The organism is Flavobacterium pygoscelis (assembly GCF_023162025.1).
Lineage (GTDB): Bacteria > Bacteroidota > Bacteroidia > Flavobacteriales > Flavobacteriaceae > Flavobacterium > Flavobacterium pygoscelis.
This window is the reverse complement of record NZ_JALNUB010000008.1, coordinates 44,522-61,164: the sequence shown is the minus strand read 5'-3', so window position 1 is coordinate 61,164 and position 16,643 is coordinate 44,522. Positions and strand designations below refer to the sequence as shown.

Sequence of the window (16,643 nt, the reverse complement as noted above, 5' to 3'; positions counted from 1 at the left end):
ATGAAAAAGATTTTAATCGTAGATGACGAACCCAATATTGTAATGGCGCTTGAATACACGTTCAAGAAAAACAATTTTGAAGTTTTTATTGCTCGTGATGGACAAGAAGCATTAGAGATTTTAAAAAATCAACTTCCAGATGTAATTATATTAGACGTAATGATGCCTATGGTTGATGGTTTTGCAACATTAGAACACATTAAAAAGAACGAACGGCTGCGGCATTGCAAAGTCATCTTCCTTTCGGCAAAAAACAAAGAAAAAGATATTGAATCAGGACTAGCACTCGGAGCAAACTTATATGTAACCAAACCTTTTTCAGTTAAAAAATTAGTCGAGCAAGTTCATGAATTAACACAATAAAAAAATTCTCAGAATAGGGAATTATTAAAATGTAGAGGTTACATTATAACAAAATCAAAAGTTCACGAAATTGAAAATCATTTTTTAAAATAAAAAACAACTAACATCTATAAATATGAGCCGTTACAAAATAAATAATCTAGAAGAATACTTTAAAGAATATAAAAAATCCATTCGCGAACCAAGAAAGTTTTGGGATAAGATAGCCGCCGAAAATTTTACGTGGTACCAACAATGGGACAAAGTAGTCGATTTTAATATGGCTGAAGCCGAAATAAAATGGTTTACTGAGGCTAAAGTTAACATCACCAAAAACTGTATCGACAGACATCTTGCTAAAAAAGGAGAAAAAACAGCTATTATTTTCGAACCAAATGATCCTTCTGAAGAAGCGGTTCATATTTCCTATAATGAGTTACACCAAAAGGTTTGCAAAATGGCAAATGTTTTATTAGATCAAGGTGTAAAAAAAGGAGATCGTGTTTGCATTTATTTGCCCATGATTCCCGAATTAGCAATTACTACATTGGCCTGTGCTAGAATTGGAGCAATCCATTCCGTTGTATTTGCTGGGTTTTCAGCATCGGCAGTGACGGCAAGAATTAATGATAGCGAGTGCAAAATGGTAATTACTTCAGATGGTGGTTATCGTGGTAACAAGACAATAGACTTAAAAAGCATCGTTGATGAAGCTCTAGAAAAAAGTCCTTGCGTAGAAAAGGTATTGGTGGTAAAAAGAATCCATTCGGAAATTAATATGAAAGAAGGTCGTGACCATTGGCTAGAGCCTCTTCTTGATCAAGCATCGGATAATAATGTAGCCGAAATTATGGATGCAGAAGATCCTTTGTTTATTCTTTATACTTCAGGATCAACAGGAAAACCAAAAGGTATGGTTCATACTACTGCGGGTTATATGGTTTATGCTGCATACACTTTTAAAAACGTTTTTAATTATGAGGACAATGACATCTTTTGGTGTACTGCGGATATTGGTTGGATCACCGGACATTCTTATATTTTGTACGGTCCCTTATTAAACGGAGCCACTACAATAATTTTCGAAGGTGTGCCTTCCTATCCAGATTTCAGTCGTTTTTGGGAAACAATAGAAAAGCACAAAGTAACTCAATTCTATACTGCTCCAACTGCCATTAGGGCTTTAGCCAAAGAGAACTTATCTTATGTTCAAAAATTTAAATTGGAAACATTGAAAGTAATTGGTTCTGTTGGAGAACCTATAAATGAAGAAGCATGGCACTGGTATAATGATCACGTGGGAGGCAAAAGATGTCCTCTGGTTGATACTTGGTGGCAAACTGAAACAGGCGGGATTCTAATATCTCCTTTAGCTTTTGTAACACCAACAAAACCAACTTATGCTTCCTTACCATTACCGGGAATTCAACCCGTATTAATGGATAGCAAACGAAATGAAATTGAAGACAATCAAGTTACGGGAAGTCTTTGTATAAAATTTCCTTGGCCAGGAATTGCAAGAACTATTTGGGGGGATCACCAACGCTATAAAGAAACTTACTTTTCTGCTTTTCCAGGTAAATATTTTACTGGCGATGGAGCTTTACGTGATGAAGTGGGATACTATAGAATTACAGGCCGTGTAGACGATGTGGTTATCGTTTCAGGACACAATCTTGGCACAGCACCTATTGAAGATTCAATTAATGAGCATCCAGCCGTTGCTGAATCTGCCATTGTAGGTTTTCCTCATGACGTAAAAGGGAATGCGTTATATGGTTTTGTAATTTTGAAAGAAACCGGAGAATATCGCGACAGAGAAAACTTGATTAAAGAAATTAATCAACAAATCTCAAATCATATCGGACCAATTGCCAAACTCGATAAAATACAGTTTGTGTCTGGTTTACCAAAAACACGTTCTGGAAAAATCATGCGTAGAATTTTACGCAAAATTGCCGAAGGTGATTATTCTAATTTTGGAGATACATCAACCTTGTTAAACCCGGAAATTGTAGATGAAATTAAAGAAGGAAAAATTTAATTTTTGGTTTTTAATTGTTGTTCAAAAAGTACTCCAACTAAAGGACTTCACTGAAACATATCGCCTATTTTGAGCAATATTAACCTTAAATAATAAAAATCGCTTATAACTGAATTTTAAAGATTCGTTATAAGCGTTTTATTTTAGAAGCTTTTTTTGATCTATTTTTCATTTGAACCATTTCTTTTTATTCATTAAAAACTTCGATTGTCTTTATATACTTAATTGGAGTATTCTCTTTAAATTTACTGTAAAATATTTTATTTCAGATTGTTAGTACCGAAAGTTATTACTCTATCATAACCATCTCCATTTTTGAACTAACTATTTTCGGCTTCAATTTGGTATCTATTCTTTTCTTTTTCCTTGTAATATCCAGTTTCTTAAAAAGCTATTTTATCAACGAACTGAAATTGATAAGTTCATACTCTGGATTCTTAACTAAAAAATATTTAATAGACATATCATATTACCAGAGTTCTATTACATCGACATGTGAAACGCTGTGAATTGTTTTCAAATTGAATTTTCACTGAACTGAATCGCTTGTTGTTATTATTATTGCGCTAGCTTTTATAAAATCTCACAATTACACTTAAACAAAAAAAGGAGTAGAAAAACTTCGTTTTCTACTCCTTTTAACTAACAATTTATATCTCAAAAGACTTTTTTAATGCATTCTCGAATAATAGTCTTGTTTTGGATACATTAAAAAAATTATTCTAAGGTTATCGTTTTGGCAGCGTTATCAATTTTTAGGACTCTCATTCCTGTTGGTCCTGTATATTTAAAATTAAAATCACCATCATTAGCATTTACTAATTCAGGAGTAATGGTATAACCTGCGTTAGCGTAAAATGCGTAACTGCGACTCGCATCCCAGTTTCCGTTACTTGTGAAATTATTGCCTAGAAAAATTCTAAAAGCTTCTCCACCATTTAACATTACTGCCACTTGATATACATTGGTTTGACCTATTACTAATGGCAACTCGGTTTCTGCATCATCATCCCATGACCATCCTCCAGGAGTAGCTGCGCCTACAAGCCATAATGAACTTGCTAATGGTGTTCGGTACGAAGTAACTTTAATAGTAAAGAAATTAGAAAACTGTGCTACACTGCTGGTAGCTCCTATAGATGATTTTACACGAATATCTACTAAGTTTTCTTGTTTTTCAACAAAGCCACCATTCACTAATGCTGAATTTAATTCTCCAACGGTAATTGCCTTAAAACGACTTGTAGTGGTAGTAACAACAATTGGCGCTGCAAATTTAGTTCCTGCTTTTGCAATTTCTATTGTATAATTTACAACAGTAGGCGTTCCCGAATAAGCAGCATCGTCCCATATAAAGGTGGTTGCAACATCTTTTTCTGTTGCTTTAGAAAGTACGATATTAAAATCTCCTGTTGGTGATAATAATACAGGTGCTTTTACCCCAGCTACAGCTTCTCTATTGGTATCTTGAATATCATCTGTACAAGAAATAGCTACTATGCTCAAAAAAGCAACTAATAATTTATTAATATTTTTCATGTTTTTTTATTTTTAATGTGAAACAGTCATTTAATAGCCCGTGTTTTGCGTCAAATTAGGATTGGATGAAATAGATGAACTAGGTATCGGAAAAACATTTAAATTGGATGCAAATGAAGTTCCATTGGCAACATTTCCTTTCCAAGCCCAATTGTAATTGCCTCCACCGTATTTATTAAAGCGGATCAAATCTTGTCTTCGGTGACCTTCCCAATGCAATTCTCTCGCTCTCTCATCAATAATAAAGTTTAGGTTTACTTGTGACTGAGTAACATTTGCAACAGCAGAACCATTATTTGCTCTTTCTCTTAAAGCATTAATATAATTTAACGATTGAACAGAAGCATTGGCAGAAGTATTTGAATTGGTAGCACCATCTTTTCTCATTTGCGCCTCAGCATACATTAAGTACGCATCGGCTAATCTAAATAATGGAAAATCAGTATCTACAAATGTGGAGTTTACCCCAGCAATACCAGCAGAAGTTTTATTAGAATATTTACGCAAAATATATCCTTGTCCCGCATTAGTAAGTTCAGCAATATCAATTGGTCTTGTACCAGCTGCATATGTTTTTCTGGTATCGGTATCAAATTGCGAACCATCAAATTTCTCTACTAATTGTCTTCGCATACGCAACGCTCCTCCAAAACCACCAACACCAAATTCAGCACCGTTGGATTCGATAGAACCTACTTGACCGTTAATTATAACAGTAGTAGCACCGTAATTTTGAGTTTTTATACCATCTGATTGTAAGGTAAAAATAAGCTCAGAAGAGGTATTATTGTTAGCATTAAAATTGTCTAAATAATTCGTTTTTAAGGAATATCCTCCACCAATTACCTCGGTACATTTAGTCATACACTCCGCATATTTTGGTGTGCCAATATATACCTCAGCATTCAAGTACATTTTTGCTAGAATCATTTGAGCCATCGCTTTGTCTAATCTCCCATACTCATTTGTTCTTGCGGCTTTAAGATTTGGAATTACTTCATTCAGTTCTTTTTCAATAAAAGCAAATAATTGTTGTCTGTTGTATTGTGGCCCTTTAAAATTCAATTTATCATTTTCTGTAATAAAAGGGGCTTTTCCAAACAAATCCATCATGTTATAATAAGCAAACGCTCTTAAAACACGTACTTCATTTCTGTAAAAATTAATTTCTGCAACATCTGCCGTAGCATTAATTCCTCTTGAACTTAATAATTCTGGTGTAGATTGTCTCAAAAAATCATTAGCAAGTGCAACCTCAGCCATTGTTCTACTAAACATCCCTAGTAAAATAGGATTGGCGGCTGTCCAGGTATTCCTTTGCAATTCAGCAACTCCTTCATCATTTTCATAAGTCCAAACGGCTTCATCTGTTGTTAAACTTTGTAAATACCACATACATCTTCCAAACTGACTTGTTCCTGCATCAATTCCTTGTAAGAACGAAGAACCTGCATCTCCTGTACCGGTCAAACTAAGATTGCCATATACACCCGCCAATGCTTGCTTGTATCCTAAAGGAGTAGTAAATAGTTTTTCCGAAGAAAGTACTCTTGGATCTTCTGCTACTACATCTAAATCACCCGTACACGATTGCAATGTCGCTAAAGCAAATAGGAAGTAAATAAAATTTATTTTTTTCATGATCTTATTATTAAAATTTAACATTAACCCCACCTAAAATAGAGCGTTGTCTCGGGTATATGGTATTGTCAATTCCGTTGTTTGCAATCTCTGGATCTAAACCAGAATAATCTGAAATTACGAAAACGTTTTGTACCCCAGCGAATAAACGCAAAGAGGCTTTCCCTTCTAACCATTTTGGAAAAGTATAGCCCAAAGTGATGTTATCCAGCCTCAAAAAAGAAGCGTTTTCAACAAACAAATCGGATAAAACTACATTTGAAGTTGTATTGAATCCTGTTTCTAAAACAGAAGTTGGAATATTTCCCACCGTTCCGCCTGTTGTTAATAAATTGTATTGTGCTCTACTGGCATTAACAGCATTAAATACTCGGTTACCTACACTTGCTCTAAAGTTGAAAGAAAAATCAAGATTCTTATAATTTAATGTAGAGGCCAAACCAAAAGTAGCTTTAGGATCAGGATTTTTATAAATATACTTATCGCTTGAGTTGATCACGTTATCATTATTTAAATCTGCATATCCATTTTCAATAGGTTTTCCACTGGTATCATAAAGTTGTTTGTATAATAAAAAAGAGTTTGGAGCATACCCTACTTGATGCACTTGTCCTTGGGTTCCTGTTCCTGCTAAATTTTCTCCAACTCTAATAAAATCAGAGCTCAACTCCGTTATCTTGCGTTCAAAGGCAGTCACATTAAAGTTAAGATTCCAATTTAAATCTTTGGTTTTAATTACATCTGTACTTACTGAAAATTCGATTCCTTTGGTAGTAAAACTACCAATGTTTTGCCAAGATCTGTTAGAAAAATTACTCCCGTCAGCTGTTGCAACATCGGCTAATAAATCCTTAGAGTCTTTATAAAAAACCTCAACACTTCCTGTAATTCTATTGTCATAAAGACCAAAATCTATTCCTGCATTATAAGTAGTGGTTTCTTCCCATTTTAGATTAGAACTCTGTCTGGCAGAAACTGCAATTGGCAAAGCAACAGTCCCAAAATAGTATTGAGAGCTACCACTTCCTACATTGTATTGTTGTAAATAATCATTGTTATTACCAATCTCTTGCTGTCCTGTGATACCATATCCTAATCTAATTTTCAAATCAGAAACGGCAGTACTATTTGGTAATAAATCATCTTTAATTTTCCATGCAAAGGCTGCAGCAGGAAAGTTGGCCCATCTATTATCCTTATCAAATCGAGAAGAACCATCTCTTCTAAAAGATAAAGTAAGCAAGTATTTATCGTTGAAGTTTAAATTTGTTCTTCCAAAAAACCCAACATTAACTCTATCAAAATCGATGGTTTTTTGTGGAAATCCGGTAATTCCTGTTGGCAAATTAGGATCGTTTGTATTTCCTGTAATAAAGTTGAACGAATCCCATTTTTGATACGAATATCCAGCAGTAATATCAAAAACCAATTTATCAAAAGAAGTATTATATGTTAAATACGCATCCAATAATTTATTTTTTCTAACACTTCTGGAGAATTCATTGGTACCAAAAGGAATGTCATTATTAGTGCCTGAACTAGCTGCGAAGGCCGAAGCTGTTTTAGCTCTTTCTCCATCGGCCTGATCAAATCCCGCATTTACAACCGCTCTTAATGCTGGCAAAAAATGAAACTTATAATCTAATTCTAAATTACCAAAAAAGCGATTGTTTTTTCCTTCATCAAAAGTTTGCAACAATTGTGCAACAGGATTTCTAGGAGTTTGCGAGATAAGTTTACCATTGGCCTGATTGTAATATTCAAAGAAACCACCATAAATAGAACCTGACTTATATACTGGCTGGGTAGGATCAAATCGCAATGCGCTTCCCTCCACACCATCAGCGAATCTATTGTTCTCGTTCGAATAATTGGCATTCAATTTTATTTTCAAATGATCTTCCAGAAAGGATGGGTTTAAGGCTAAACCAACTGTATTTCTATTAAATACATTAGTTAATCGCAAACCTTCTTGATAAGTATTACCCACAGTAATTCGAGAAGGAATGATGTTAAATAAGTTTCCTCTTAATGAAATGTTATTATCTACATAATCAGTTCTTCTATAAATTTCTTTTTGCCAATTTGTATTAGCATTACCTAATTTCGGAACATCATCTGGTCTTCTTTGTGCAATAATCGCTTTAAAAGAATTGGCATCAAAGACATCAATAGTTTTTACTAAATTACCACTCCCATATTGAAAATTATAATCTACAGCAAGCGTTTTTCCTCCTTTTTTGGTAGTAATTATTATAACACCGTTAGAAGCGCGTGAACCATAAATAGCAGTGGCTGAAGCATCTTTTAATACCGTCATAGACTCAATTGTACTCGGGTTTATAGACGCTAAAATAGAGGTTGAACCAAAATTTTTATCAGAATTGTTTTCAATCGGCAAACCATCTATAACAATTAAGGGATCATTACTCGCGAACAAAGATGAGCCACCACGAATTCTAATTTGCGATCCAGATCCTGGAGCTCCACTAGTATTTACAGTTACACCAGCAACTCTTCCATTTAATAAGTTTTCCGCAGTAACATTGGCTCCTTTATTAAAATCTTTAGTAGATAATACTGTTACAGCTCCTGTGGCATCTTTTTTCTTTACGGTTCCGTACCCTACTTGTACTACAACTTCATTCAGTTGGTTGGCATCTTCAACCAGCGATACATTTAGTGTTTTTTGATCTGTAAAAATTGCGGTAACATTGGCATAACCAATATAAGAGAAAACAATTTTATCTCCTTTTTTTACATTCGACAATTGGTATTTACCATCAAAATCAGTAGAAACACCACTTTTGTTTCCTTCAATATTTACGTTTACTCCAGGAATAGGTTGCCCCGATAATTTATCTAAGACAGTTCCTCCTAAAGTACTCTGAGCCAAAATACTGAATGGGAGCAGTAATGTTAAAATGAACAACTTTTTATAAATTGTTTTCATACTTTTCATTTAAATTAATTGATTTTTTGTAGAATCTTAATGCTTAACTATTACTTCGAATGTTAAATTTATGTAAAATTTGTTACTCCCGACAAGCAGTATTTTTTCCTGGTCTACGAAAACGTGATAGTGTTGAAAACTTTCTGATTTATTTGCATTTTCACCAATTAAATTATTAATTGTGAAATTATATTTTATCTTTATTACGAAATAAATTTTTACTCGATTGCAATATGAAAAAGAAAATTACGCTTAAACAAATCGCAAAAGAATTAGACGTTTCTATTTCAACCGTTTCCAAGTCACTTCGTAATAGCCCTGAAATTGGCGAAGATACCCGACTTAAAGTGCAAGCTTTTGCAAAGTTTTACAATTATAAACCCAATAATATAGCGCTGAGTTTAAAAAATAGAAAAACAAAAACAATTGGCATCATCATTCCCGAAATCGTTCATCACTTTTTTTCTACAGTAATAAACGGTGTAGAACAAGTAGCTAACGAAAACGGTTATAGTGTAATCATTTGTCTGTCCGATGATTCTTTTGACAAAGAAGTATTAAATATGGAGATGCTTGCCAATGGTAGCATAGATGGTTTTATCATGTCACTCTCTAAAGAGACGCAGTTTAAAGGTGATTTTCATCACATTACAGAAGTTATAAATCAAGGAATGCCTGTCGTAATGTTTGATAGAGTAACCAATGAAATTTTGTGTGACAAAGTGATAATTGATGATAAACTAGCTGCTTACGAGGCAGTTCAAAGCTTAATTGATAAAGGAAGAAAAAAAATCGCATTAGTAACCACTGTAGATTATGTAAGTGTAGGCAAGCTTAGAACCGATGGTTACACCAAAGCACTTTTAGATAACGACATTCCTTTTAATGACGAACTAATCATTAAAATTGAAGATATTGATACCTGCGAAATAACAATAGGCAAATTATTAGAAGATAAAGCGATCGATGCGGTGTTTGCAGTAAATGAATTGTTTGCGGTAACAATTATAAAAACGGCTCACAAAATTGGATTGAACGTTCCTAACGACCTTGCTGTCATTGCCTTTACCGACGGCATGATTTCTAAATACTCTACTCCTACTATAACTACTGTAAGTCAAAGTGGTATAAAAATGGGAAATGTTGCTGCGAAAATGCTAATTGAAAGACTTGAATTAGAAGACGAAGAAGAAAACGAAAGCTACAAAACAGAAGTAATAGAAACTCATCTGATAGAAAGAGAATCTACCAAGTGATTTTTAGCTTTTAATCACAGTTATTACAGTTCACTTTTAGAAATTAACACCCAAATTTGGCTTTTTCCTGAATCATACATTATCTTTTTTCTTATTTATTTCACTACTACAACCTTGTAGTTGCAAATCTTTCCTTTTATTTCTTTATAAAAAACAAAGAATTAAAATATATTTTTATATTTACCACTCAAAGCTTTGACTTTTACTTCGAAAATAAGACAAGTTTTGATAAGCATAGCGCTTATCGTATCAATTTTAAATTACGATAATGGAAAAGCGTAGATTAAGTTTCTGGGAAATTTGGAACATGAGTTTCGGTTTCTTAGGGATACAGATGGGTTTTGCCCTTCAAAATGCTAATGCCAGCAGAATTCTCCAAATTTTTGGTGCAGACGTACATGAATTATCTTGGTTTTGGATCATTGCTCCTTTAATGGGACTCATTGTACAACCGGTCATAGGATATTACAGCGACAAAACTTGGGGAAAACTCGGAAGACGAAAACCATTCTTTTTATTAGGTGCTGTATTAGCTTCAGTAGGTTTGATATTAATGCCACAAGCAGCCATTTTTATTACCTTTTTACCTGCTTTATGGGTTGGAGCTGGAATGCTTATGATCATGGATGCTTCGTTTAATATTGCCATGGAACCTTTTCGAGCATTAGTTGGCGACAACTTAAGAACGGATCAAAGAACTCTTGGATTTAGTGTACAAACCGCTTTAATTGGTTTTGGTGCTGTAATCGGTTCTTGGCTACCATATGTATTAACGAATTGGTTTGGCGTTTCTAATAGAAATGAAAGCGGCGGCGTTCCAATGCATTTAATTTTATCTTTTGTCATTGGAGCTATCATTCTTGTTGGTTCCATATTAGTATCGATTTTTACAACAAAAGAATATTCTCCAGAAGAATTAGCACAATTTGAAGAAAAAAAGACACTTTTAGAAACAAACGTTTCAACTGTAAAAATCAAAAAAAACAGCTTATTAGACATTTTTGAAGATTTCAAAAAAATGCCTGAAACGATGCGTCAGTTAAGTTGGGTACAATTCTTTTCTTGGTTTGGTCTTTTTGGAATGTGGGTATTTAGCACTCCTGCCATAGCCCATCACGTATACGGCTTACCCATAAGCGATAGCAAAAGTGAAGCGTACCAAAATGCAGGAGATTGGGTTGGTGTCCTTTTTGGAATTTACAATCTGGTTTCGGCTTTCTACGCATTTGCCCTTCCTTACATTGCAAAAAAAATAGGTCGAAAAATAACACATTCTATTTCATTGGTCATTGGAGGTTTAGGATTAATATCAATCTACTTCGTGCCAAATGAAAACTGGTTAATATTATCTATGATAGGTGTCGGAATCGCATGGGCTAGTATTTTATCTATGCCTTACGCTATATTAGCGGGTTCAATATCTCCTATGAAAATGGGAGTTTACATGGGTATCTTCAACTTTTTTATTGTAGTTCCTCAAATTATAAATGCCTTGATCGGCGGACCATTAGTTAAATATGTTTACCATGACAATGCTATTTTCGCATTGGTTACTAGTGGCTTTAGTTTCTTGATTGCTGCTGCTTTAGTTTTTAAAGTACAGGATGTAGATGACGTAATAAAACAGCAATAATGAATAAGAAAGCATTTATCTTCGACTTAGATGGAGTGATCGTTGACACTGCCAGATATCATTATTTAGCTTGGAAAAAAATTGCCAATCAGCTAGGTATCGATTTTACATTAGATCATAATGAATTATTAAAAGGAGTGAGCCGCGTGCGCTCTTTAGATATCATTTTAGAAATAGGAAAAATTGATCTTATACAAGAGGAAAAAGAACAGTTTCTATTCCAAAAAAATGAAGATTATCTCATCTATATAACAAACATGAACGAAACCGAGATTCTTCCGGGAGTTCACAAAACACTACAATTTTTAAAAGAAAAAAAACAATTAATAGCTTTAGGTTCTGCCAGTAAAAATGCTAGACCAATATTACAGAAAACAGGAATTATAGACTATTTTGATGCAATTGTTGATGGCAATGATGTAACGAATGCTAAACCTGATCCTGAAGTTTTTCTTATTGCAGCAAAATCTTTAAATGTTCTTCCAGAAAACGCAATTGTTTTTGAAGACTCTGTAGCTGGAATTCAAGCTGCAAACATAGCAAATATGACCAGTGTCGGAATAGGAAATGCTTCTGTATTAAAGGAAGCAAAATATACATTTGAAGATTTTACAGCTATAAAAAACCCATTTATAGAGTTTTTTATTTCAAAATAACTAATTCCTAAAAATTACTTTTTTAAAATCAAGTACACCTAATTAGTCCTCTTACTTGCTTATTCCTAAAATGGAGCAAATCTCTACTAATTAGGGCTTATTACAAATTAAAGCGAAATGAATCAAGATTATATAAAACCAGATAATTGGTCTGTCATAGAAGAAGGGTTTGATGTTACACGTATCAAATCTTCCGAAAGTTTGTTCAGCATAGGCAATGGCGCGATGGGACAACGTGCAAATTTTGAAGAAAATTATACCGGAGAAACCTTTCAAGGAAGTTACATTGCCGGTATTTACTATCCCGATAAAACCAAAGTGGGTTGGTGGAAAAATGGATATCCCGAATATTTCGCTAAAGTTTTGAATGCTCCTAACTGGATAGGAATCGATATCGAAATTAATGGAGAAAATTTAGATTTGAACACCTGTATGGAAGTAAAAAACTTTCGTAGAGAATTGAATATGAAGGAAGGATGGTACAATCGCTCCTTTAATGCCATACTGAAGAATGGAACCGAAATTGCAGTAAATGTACGTCGATTTGTTTCATTAAAACTTGACGAGATTGGTATCATAAATTACGAAATAACGCCTTTAAACAAAAATGCAAAAATAATTTACAAACCCTATGTTGATGCAGGAATTACGAATGAAGATGCCAATTGGGAAGAAAAATTCTGGGAACCGCTAGAGGTATCAAAGGCAAATAATAAAGCATTTGTAACAGCTCAAACCTTTAAAACTCATTTTAAAGTAACGACTTTCATGCAAAACAGCATTTGGTCTAATGGACAAAAAACAGCTATTTCTCCTTCTGATGTAGAAACAAAATCAGATAAAATACAATTTAACTATGATGTCATAGTTGCGCAAGGAGAAAAATCCTCTATTCAAAAAATAGGAGGTTATACCGTTTCTTTAAACCATAAAAACACACTAATTGCTGCAGAAAAAGCAATCGAAAAGGCAGTATCCAAAGGATATGAATTACTATTGGAAGATCAAATTAATGCTTGGTCAGAGATCTGGGAAATGTCAGACATTACCATTGAAGGAGATGTAAAAGCACAACAGGGAATTCGTTTTAATATTTTTCAGTTAAACCAAACCTATCTGGGTAAAGACTCTCGCCTGAATATTGGACCAAAGGGTTTTACAGGAGAGAAATATGGCGGCTCAACCTATTGGGACACTGAGGCGTATTGTATTCCTTTTTATATGGCTACTAAAGATCAAGAAGTTGCGCGCAATTTATTGACCTACCGCTATAATCAATTAGACAAAGCGATAGAAAACGCTTCAAAATTAGGCTTTGTAAATGGAGCAGCTTTGTATCCAATGGTGACTATGAATGGTGAAGAATGCCATAACGAATGGGAAATAACTTTTGAAGAAATTCATAGAAATGGAGCCATTGCTTTTGCTATTTATAATTTTCATAGGTATACAGGTGATTACAGCTACATTCCAGAAAAAGGCTTAGAAGTGCTTATCGGAATTGCTCGTTTTTGGCACCAAAGAGTAAATTATTCTAGCAATCAAAAAAAATATGTAATCTTAGGAGTTACAGGCCCTAATGAATATGAAAATAATGTCAATAATAATTTTTATACCAATTATATTGCAAAATGGTGCCTTGAATATACCTATGAACAAGTTCAGAAAGTATCCTTAGAATATCCGTTGGATCACAAAAGAATTACTGAAAAAGTAAAAATAACCGATTCTGAATTACAATCTTGGAAAAATGTTTCAGATAATATGTATTTCCCGTTTTCTGAAGAACACAATCTATATTTACAACAAGATGGTTTTTTAGACAAAGACCTTGTTCGCGTAGCCGATTTAGACAAAGGCCAAAGACCCATCAATCAAAAATGGTCTTGGGACAGAATTTTGCGTTCGCCATACATTAAACAAGCTGACGTTTTGCAATGTTTTTATTTCTTTGAAGATCATTTCACTAGAGAAGAATTAAAAAATAATTTTGATTTTTACGAGTCTTTTACTGTTCATGAAAGCTCCCTATCTCCTTGTGTTCACTCTATACAAGCAGCTTTATTAGACAAAATGGATATGGCTTATTCCTTTTATCTAAGGACTTCTCGTTTGGATCTTGATGATTACAACCATGAAGTAGAAGAAGGATGTCATATTACATCTATGGCTGGAACTTGGATGAGTATTGTAGAAGGTTTTGGTGGATTAAGAGTACGAGACAACACTTTGCATTTTTCTCCAAAAATTCCAAAAGAATGGCAGTCGTACTCCTTTAAAATTAATTTTAGAAATCAGATTTTAACCGTTGTGGTGAGTCAAAATGAAACTCATTTTTATGTCAATGGAGACACAAAACTTGCGCTAGTCGTTAATGGCCAAAAAGTGTTTGCTAGCAAAAGCCCACAGAATTAAAAGTTACGATATCATTAAAAAAAAGAAATATGAAAAATCTATTTTTAACTGCATTTATTCTTCTTAGTAATAGCATTCTGCAAGCACAAGAATTAAAATCACCTGAAGGCAAATTTGTAATGCAATTTTCCTTATTGGATGATGGAACTCCAACTTATAACCTTACATACAAAAACAAAGATGTTATAAAACCAAGTACATTAGGACTAGAGCTAAAAGACGACAAAAAATCATTACTTGATGATTTTATTATATTGGATGCACAACAAACTAGTTTTGACGAAACCTGGAAACCAGTTTGGGGAGAAGTAAACAAAATTAGGAATCATTACAACGAACTAGCAGTAACATTAAAACAAAAAGAAACGGAACGAATAATTATCATTCGTTTTAGATTGTTTGATGATGGTTTGGGTTTCCGATATGAATTCCCAACACAAAAAAACCTTACTTATTTTATTATTAAAGAGGAAAAAACACAATTTGCAATGACTGGAGACCATACTGCTTTTTGGATTCCAGGAGATTATGACACTCAAGAATATGATTACACTCAATCGAAATTATCAGAAATAAGAGGTCTTTCGGAAAAAGCATTTACTGAAAACGTATCCCAGAAATCTTTTTCACCAACAGGCGTGCAAACTTCATTAATGATGAAATCAAAGGAGGGGATTTACATCAATCTGCATGAGGCAGCTTTGATTAATTATTCGTGTATGCATTTAAATTTAGACGATAAAAGCATGATTTTTCAATCGTGGCTAACACCAGATGCAAAGGGAGACAAAGGATACATGCAAGCACCTAACTTCTCACCATGGAGAACTATAATAGTGAGCGATGATGCCCGAGAAATCTTGAACTCTAAAATGACCCTAAACTTAAACGAACCCTGTAAAATAGAAGATACTTCTTGGATAAAGCCCATAAAATATGTGGGTGTTTGGTGGGAAATGATTACTGGAAAAAGTTCTTGGGCTTATACCAATGATTTTCCCTCTGTTCAATTAGGCATTACCGATTATTCTAAGGCCACACCAAATAAAACTCATGGTGCCAACACGAAGCATGTAAAAGAATATATTGATTTTGCGGCTCTTCATGGTTTTAATGCGGTTTTAGTTGAAGGATGGAATGAAGGATGGGAAGATTGGTTTGGACATTCTAAAGATTTTGTTTTTGATTTTGTAACTCCATATCCTGACTTTGATGTAAAAGGGATTCAAGCCTATGCAAAATCTAAAGGAGTAAAAATGATGATGCATCATGAAACCTCAAGTTCGGTTCGCAATTACGAGCGTCACATGGACAAAGCCTATCAGTTTATGAAAGATAACGGTTATGATTCTGTAAAAAGTGGTTATGTAGGAGATATTCTTCCAAGTGGAGAAAATCATTATAACCAATGGTCTGTAAACCATTACCAATATGCCATAGAAAAAGCCGCCGATTACAAAATAATGGTGAATGCTCACGAAGCCATACGTCCTACAGGAATCTCTAGAACTTATCCAAACTTAATTGGCAATGAATCGGCTAGAGGAACAGAATATCAAGCTTTTGGTGGTTCTAAACCAAATCATGTAACGATTTTACCTTTTACCCGTTTAATCGGTGGACCAATGGATTACACGCCTGGAATTTTTGAAATGGACATCAGCAAACTAAATCCTGATAATAAGTCACATGTAAATAGCACTATTGCCAATCAATTGGCTTTGTATGTAACGATGTATAGTCCTTTACAAATGGCAGCAGATCTAATAGAACATTATAATGCGTTCCCAGATGCTTTTCAATTTATAAAAGACGTAGCAGTAGATTGGGATGAAAGTAAATACCTAGAGGCAGAACCTGGTAACTACATTACTGTAGCGCGAAAAGCAAAAGGAACTAATAATTGGTTTGTAGGTAACGTAAATGGAGACAACAGCCGCACTTCAACTATTAATTTTGATTTTTTAGATAAAGGAAAAAAATACACCGCTATACTTTATGCTGACGCTAAAGATGCACATTACAAAACAAATCCGCAAGCATACACTATTACTAAAAGTACAATCACTAATAAATCAAAACTATCACAATTATCTGCGCCTGGAGGAGGTTATGCAATTAGTATTATCGAAAGTAAATAAGTGTTTGATCGCTTATTAGCCCG

General features: G+C 34.0%; 10 protein-coding genes. 7 read left to right on the top strand and 3 right to left on the bottom strand.

Annotation, left to right across the window (positions count from 1 at the left end; genetic code table 11):
- Nucleotides 1–363, top strand: a complete 363-nt coding sequence (locus MW871_RS13010) for a response regulator transcription factor (RefSeq protein WP_188051393.1) — start codon at nt 1–3, stop codon at nt 361–363.
- 115 nt (nt 364–478) lie between these two features.
- Complete coding sequence (acs, locus tag MW871_RS13005) at nt 479–2,386, top strand: acetate--CoA ligase (RefSeq protein WP_248428951.1); 1,908 nt, start codon at nt 479–481, stop codon at nt 2,384–2,386.
- Nucleotides 2,387–3,103: 717 nt separating this feature from the next.
- On the opposite strand, the gene MW871_RS13000 is transcribed toward acs, so the two are convergent.
- From MW871_RS13000 to MW871_RS12990, 3 genes are read right to left on the bottom strand one after another with little or no spacing between them, the layout of a single operon-like run.
- Nucleotides 3,104–3,925: a SusE domain-containing protein gene (locus MW871_RS13000; RefSeq protein WP_248428950.1), complete on the bottom strand. Its 822-nt coding sequence runs from the start codon at nt 3,923–3,925 to the stop codon at nt 3,104–3,106.
- Between the two features lie 30 nt (nt 3,926–3,955).
- Complete coding sequence (locus MW871_RS12995) at nt 3,956–5,566, bottom strand: RagB/SusD family nutrient uptake outer membrane protein (RefSeq protein WP_248428949.1); 1,611 nt, start codon at nt 5,564–5,566, stop codon at nt 3,956–3,958.
- 10 nt (nt 5,567–5,576) lie between these two features.
- Nucleotides 5,577–8,519, bottom strand: coding sequence for a SusC/RagA family TonB-linked outer membrane protein (locus MW871_RS12990; RefSeq protein ID WP_248428948.1), 2,943 nt, complete (start codon nt 8,517–8,519; stop codon nt 5,577–5,579).
- Between the two features lie 233 nt (nt 8,520–8,752).
- Between MW871_RS12990 and MW871_RS12985 the strand changes: the two genes are divergently transcribed.
- The 5 genes from MW871_RS12985 to MW871_RS12965 all read left to right on the top strand — a co-directional run bounded on the left by MW871_RS12985 (nt 8,753) and on the right by MW871_RS12965 (nt 16,620).
- Nucleotides 8,753–9,775, top strand: coding sequence for a LacI family DNA-binding transcriptional regulator (locus MW871_RS12985; protein WP_188051398.1), 1,023 nt, complete (start codon nt 8,753–8,755; stop codon nt 9,773–9,775).
- A gap of 268 nt (nt 9,776–10,043) precedes the next feature.
- On the top strand, nt 10,044–11,408 hold the full coding sequence (locus MW871_RS12980) for an MFS transporter (RefSeq protein ID WP_248428947.1): 1,365 nt from the start codon (nt 10,044–10,046) through the stop codon (nt 11,406–11,408).
- Nucleotides 11,408–12,064, top strand: a complete 657-nt coding sequence (pgmB, locus tag MW871_RS12975; RefSeq protein WP_248428946.1) for a beta-phosphoglucomutase — start codon at nt 11,408–11,410, stop codon at nt 12,062–12,064. The genes MW871_RS12980 and pgmB overlap by 1 nt, the downstream gene beginning before the upstream one ends.
- Before the next feature lie 117 nt (nt 12,065–12,181).
- Nucleotides 12,182–14,479, top strand: a complete 2,298-nt coding sequence (locus MW871_RS12970; RefSeq protein WP_248428945.1) for a glycoside hydrolase family 65 protein — start codon at nt 12,182–12,184, stop codon at nt 14,477–14,479.
- Between the two features lie 29 nt (nt 14,480–14,508).
- Nucleotides 14,509–16,620, top strand: coding sequence for a glycoside hydrolase family 97 protein (locus tag MW871_RS12965; RefSeq protein WP_248428944.1), 2,112 nt, complete (start codon nt 14,509–14,511; stop codon nt 16,618–16,620).
- Nucleotides 16,621–16,643: the final 23 nt, after the last annotated feature.

What these genes read in the sequence shown, in the direction of transcription:
- MW871_RS13010 (WP_188051393.1), top strand. Translation starts at nt 1, where the DNA reads ATGAAAAAGATTTTAATCGTAGATGACGAACCCAATATTGTAATGGCG.
- acs (WP_248428951.1), top strand. Translation starts at nt 479, where the DNA reads ATGAGCCGTTACAAAATAAATAATCTAGAAGAATACTTTAAAGAATAT.
- MW871_RS13000 (WP_248428950.1), bottom strand. Translation starts at nt 3,925, where the DNA reads ATGAAAAATATTAATAAATTATTAGTTGCTTTTTTGAGCATAGTAGCT.
- MW871_RS12995 (WP_248428949.1), bottom strand. Translation starts at nt 5,566, where the DNA reads ATGAAAAAAATAAATTTTATTTACTTCCTATTTGCTTTAGCGACATTG.
- MW871_RS12990 (WP_248428948.1), bottom strand. Translation starts at nt 8,519, where the DNA reads ATGAAAACAATTTATAAAAAGTTGTTCATTTTAACATTACTGCTCCCA.
- MW871_RS12985 (WP_188051398.1), top strand. Translation starts at nt 8,753, where the DNA reads ATGAAAAAGAAAATTACGCTTAAACAAATCGCAAAAGAATTAGACGTT.
- MW871_RS12980 (WP_248428947.1), top strand. Translation starts at nt 10,044, where the DNA reads ATGGAAAAGCGTAGATTAAGTTTCTGGGAAATTTGGAACATGAGTTTC.
- pgmB (WP_248428946.1), top strand. Translation starts at nt 11,408, where the DNA reads ATGAATAAGAAAGCATTTATCTTCGACTTAGATGGAGTGATCGTTGAC.
- MW871_RS12970 (WP_248428945.1), top strand. Translation starts at nt 12,182, where the DNA reads ATGAATCAAGATTATATAAAACCAGATAATTGGTCTGTCATAGAAGAA.
- MW871_RS12965 (WP_248428944.1), top strand. Translation starts at nt 14,509, where the DNA reads ATGAAAAATCTATTTTTAACTGCATTTATTCTTCTTAGTAATAGCATT.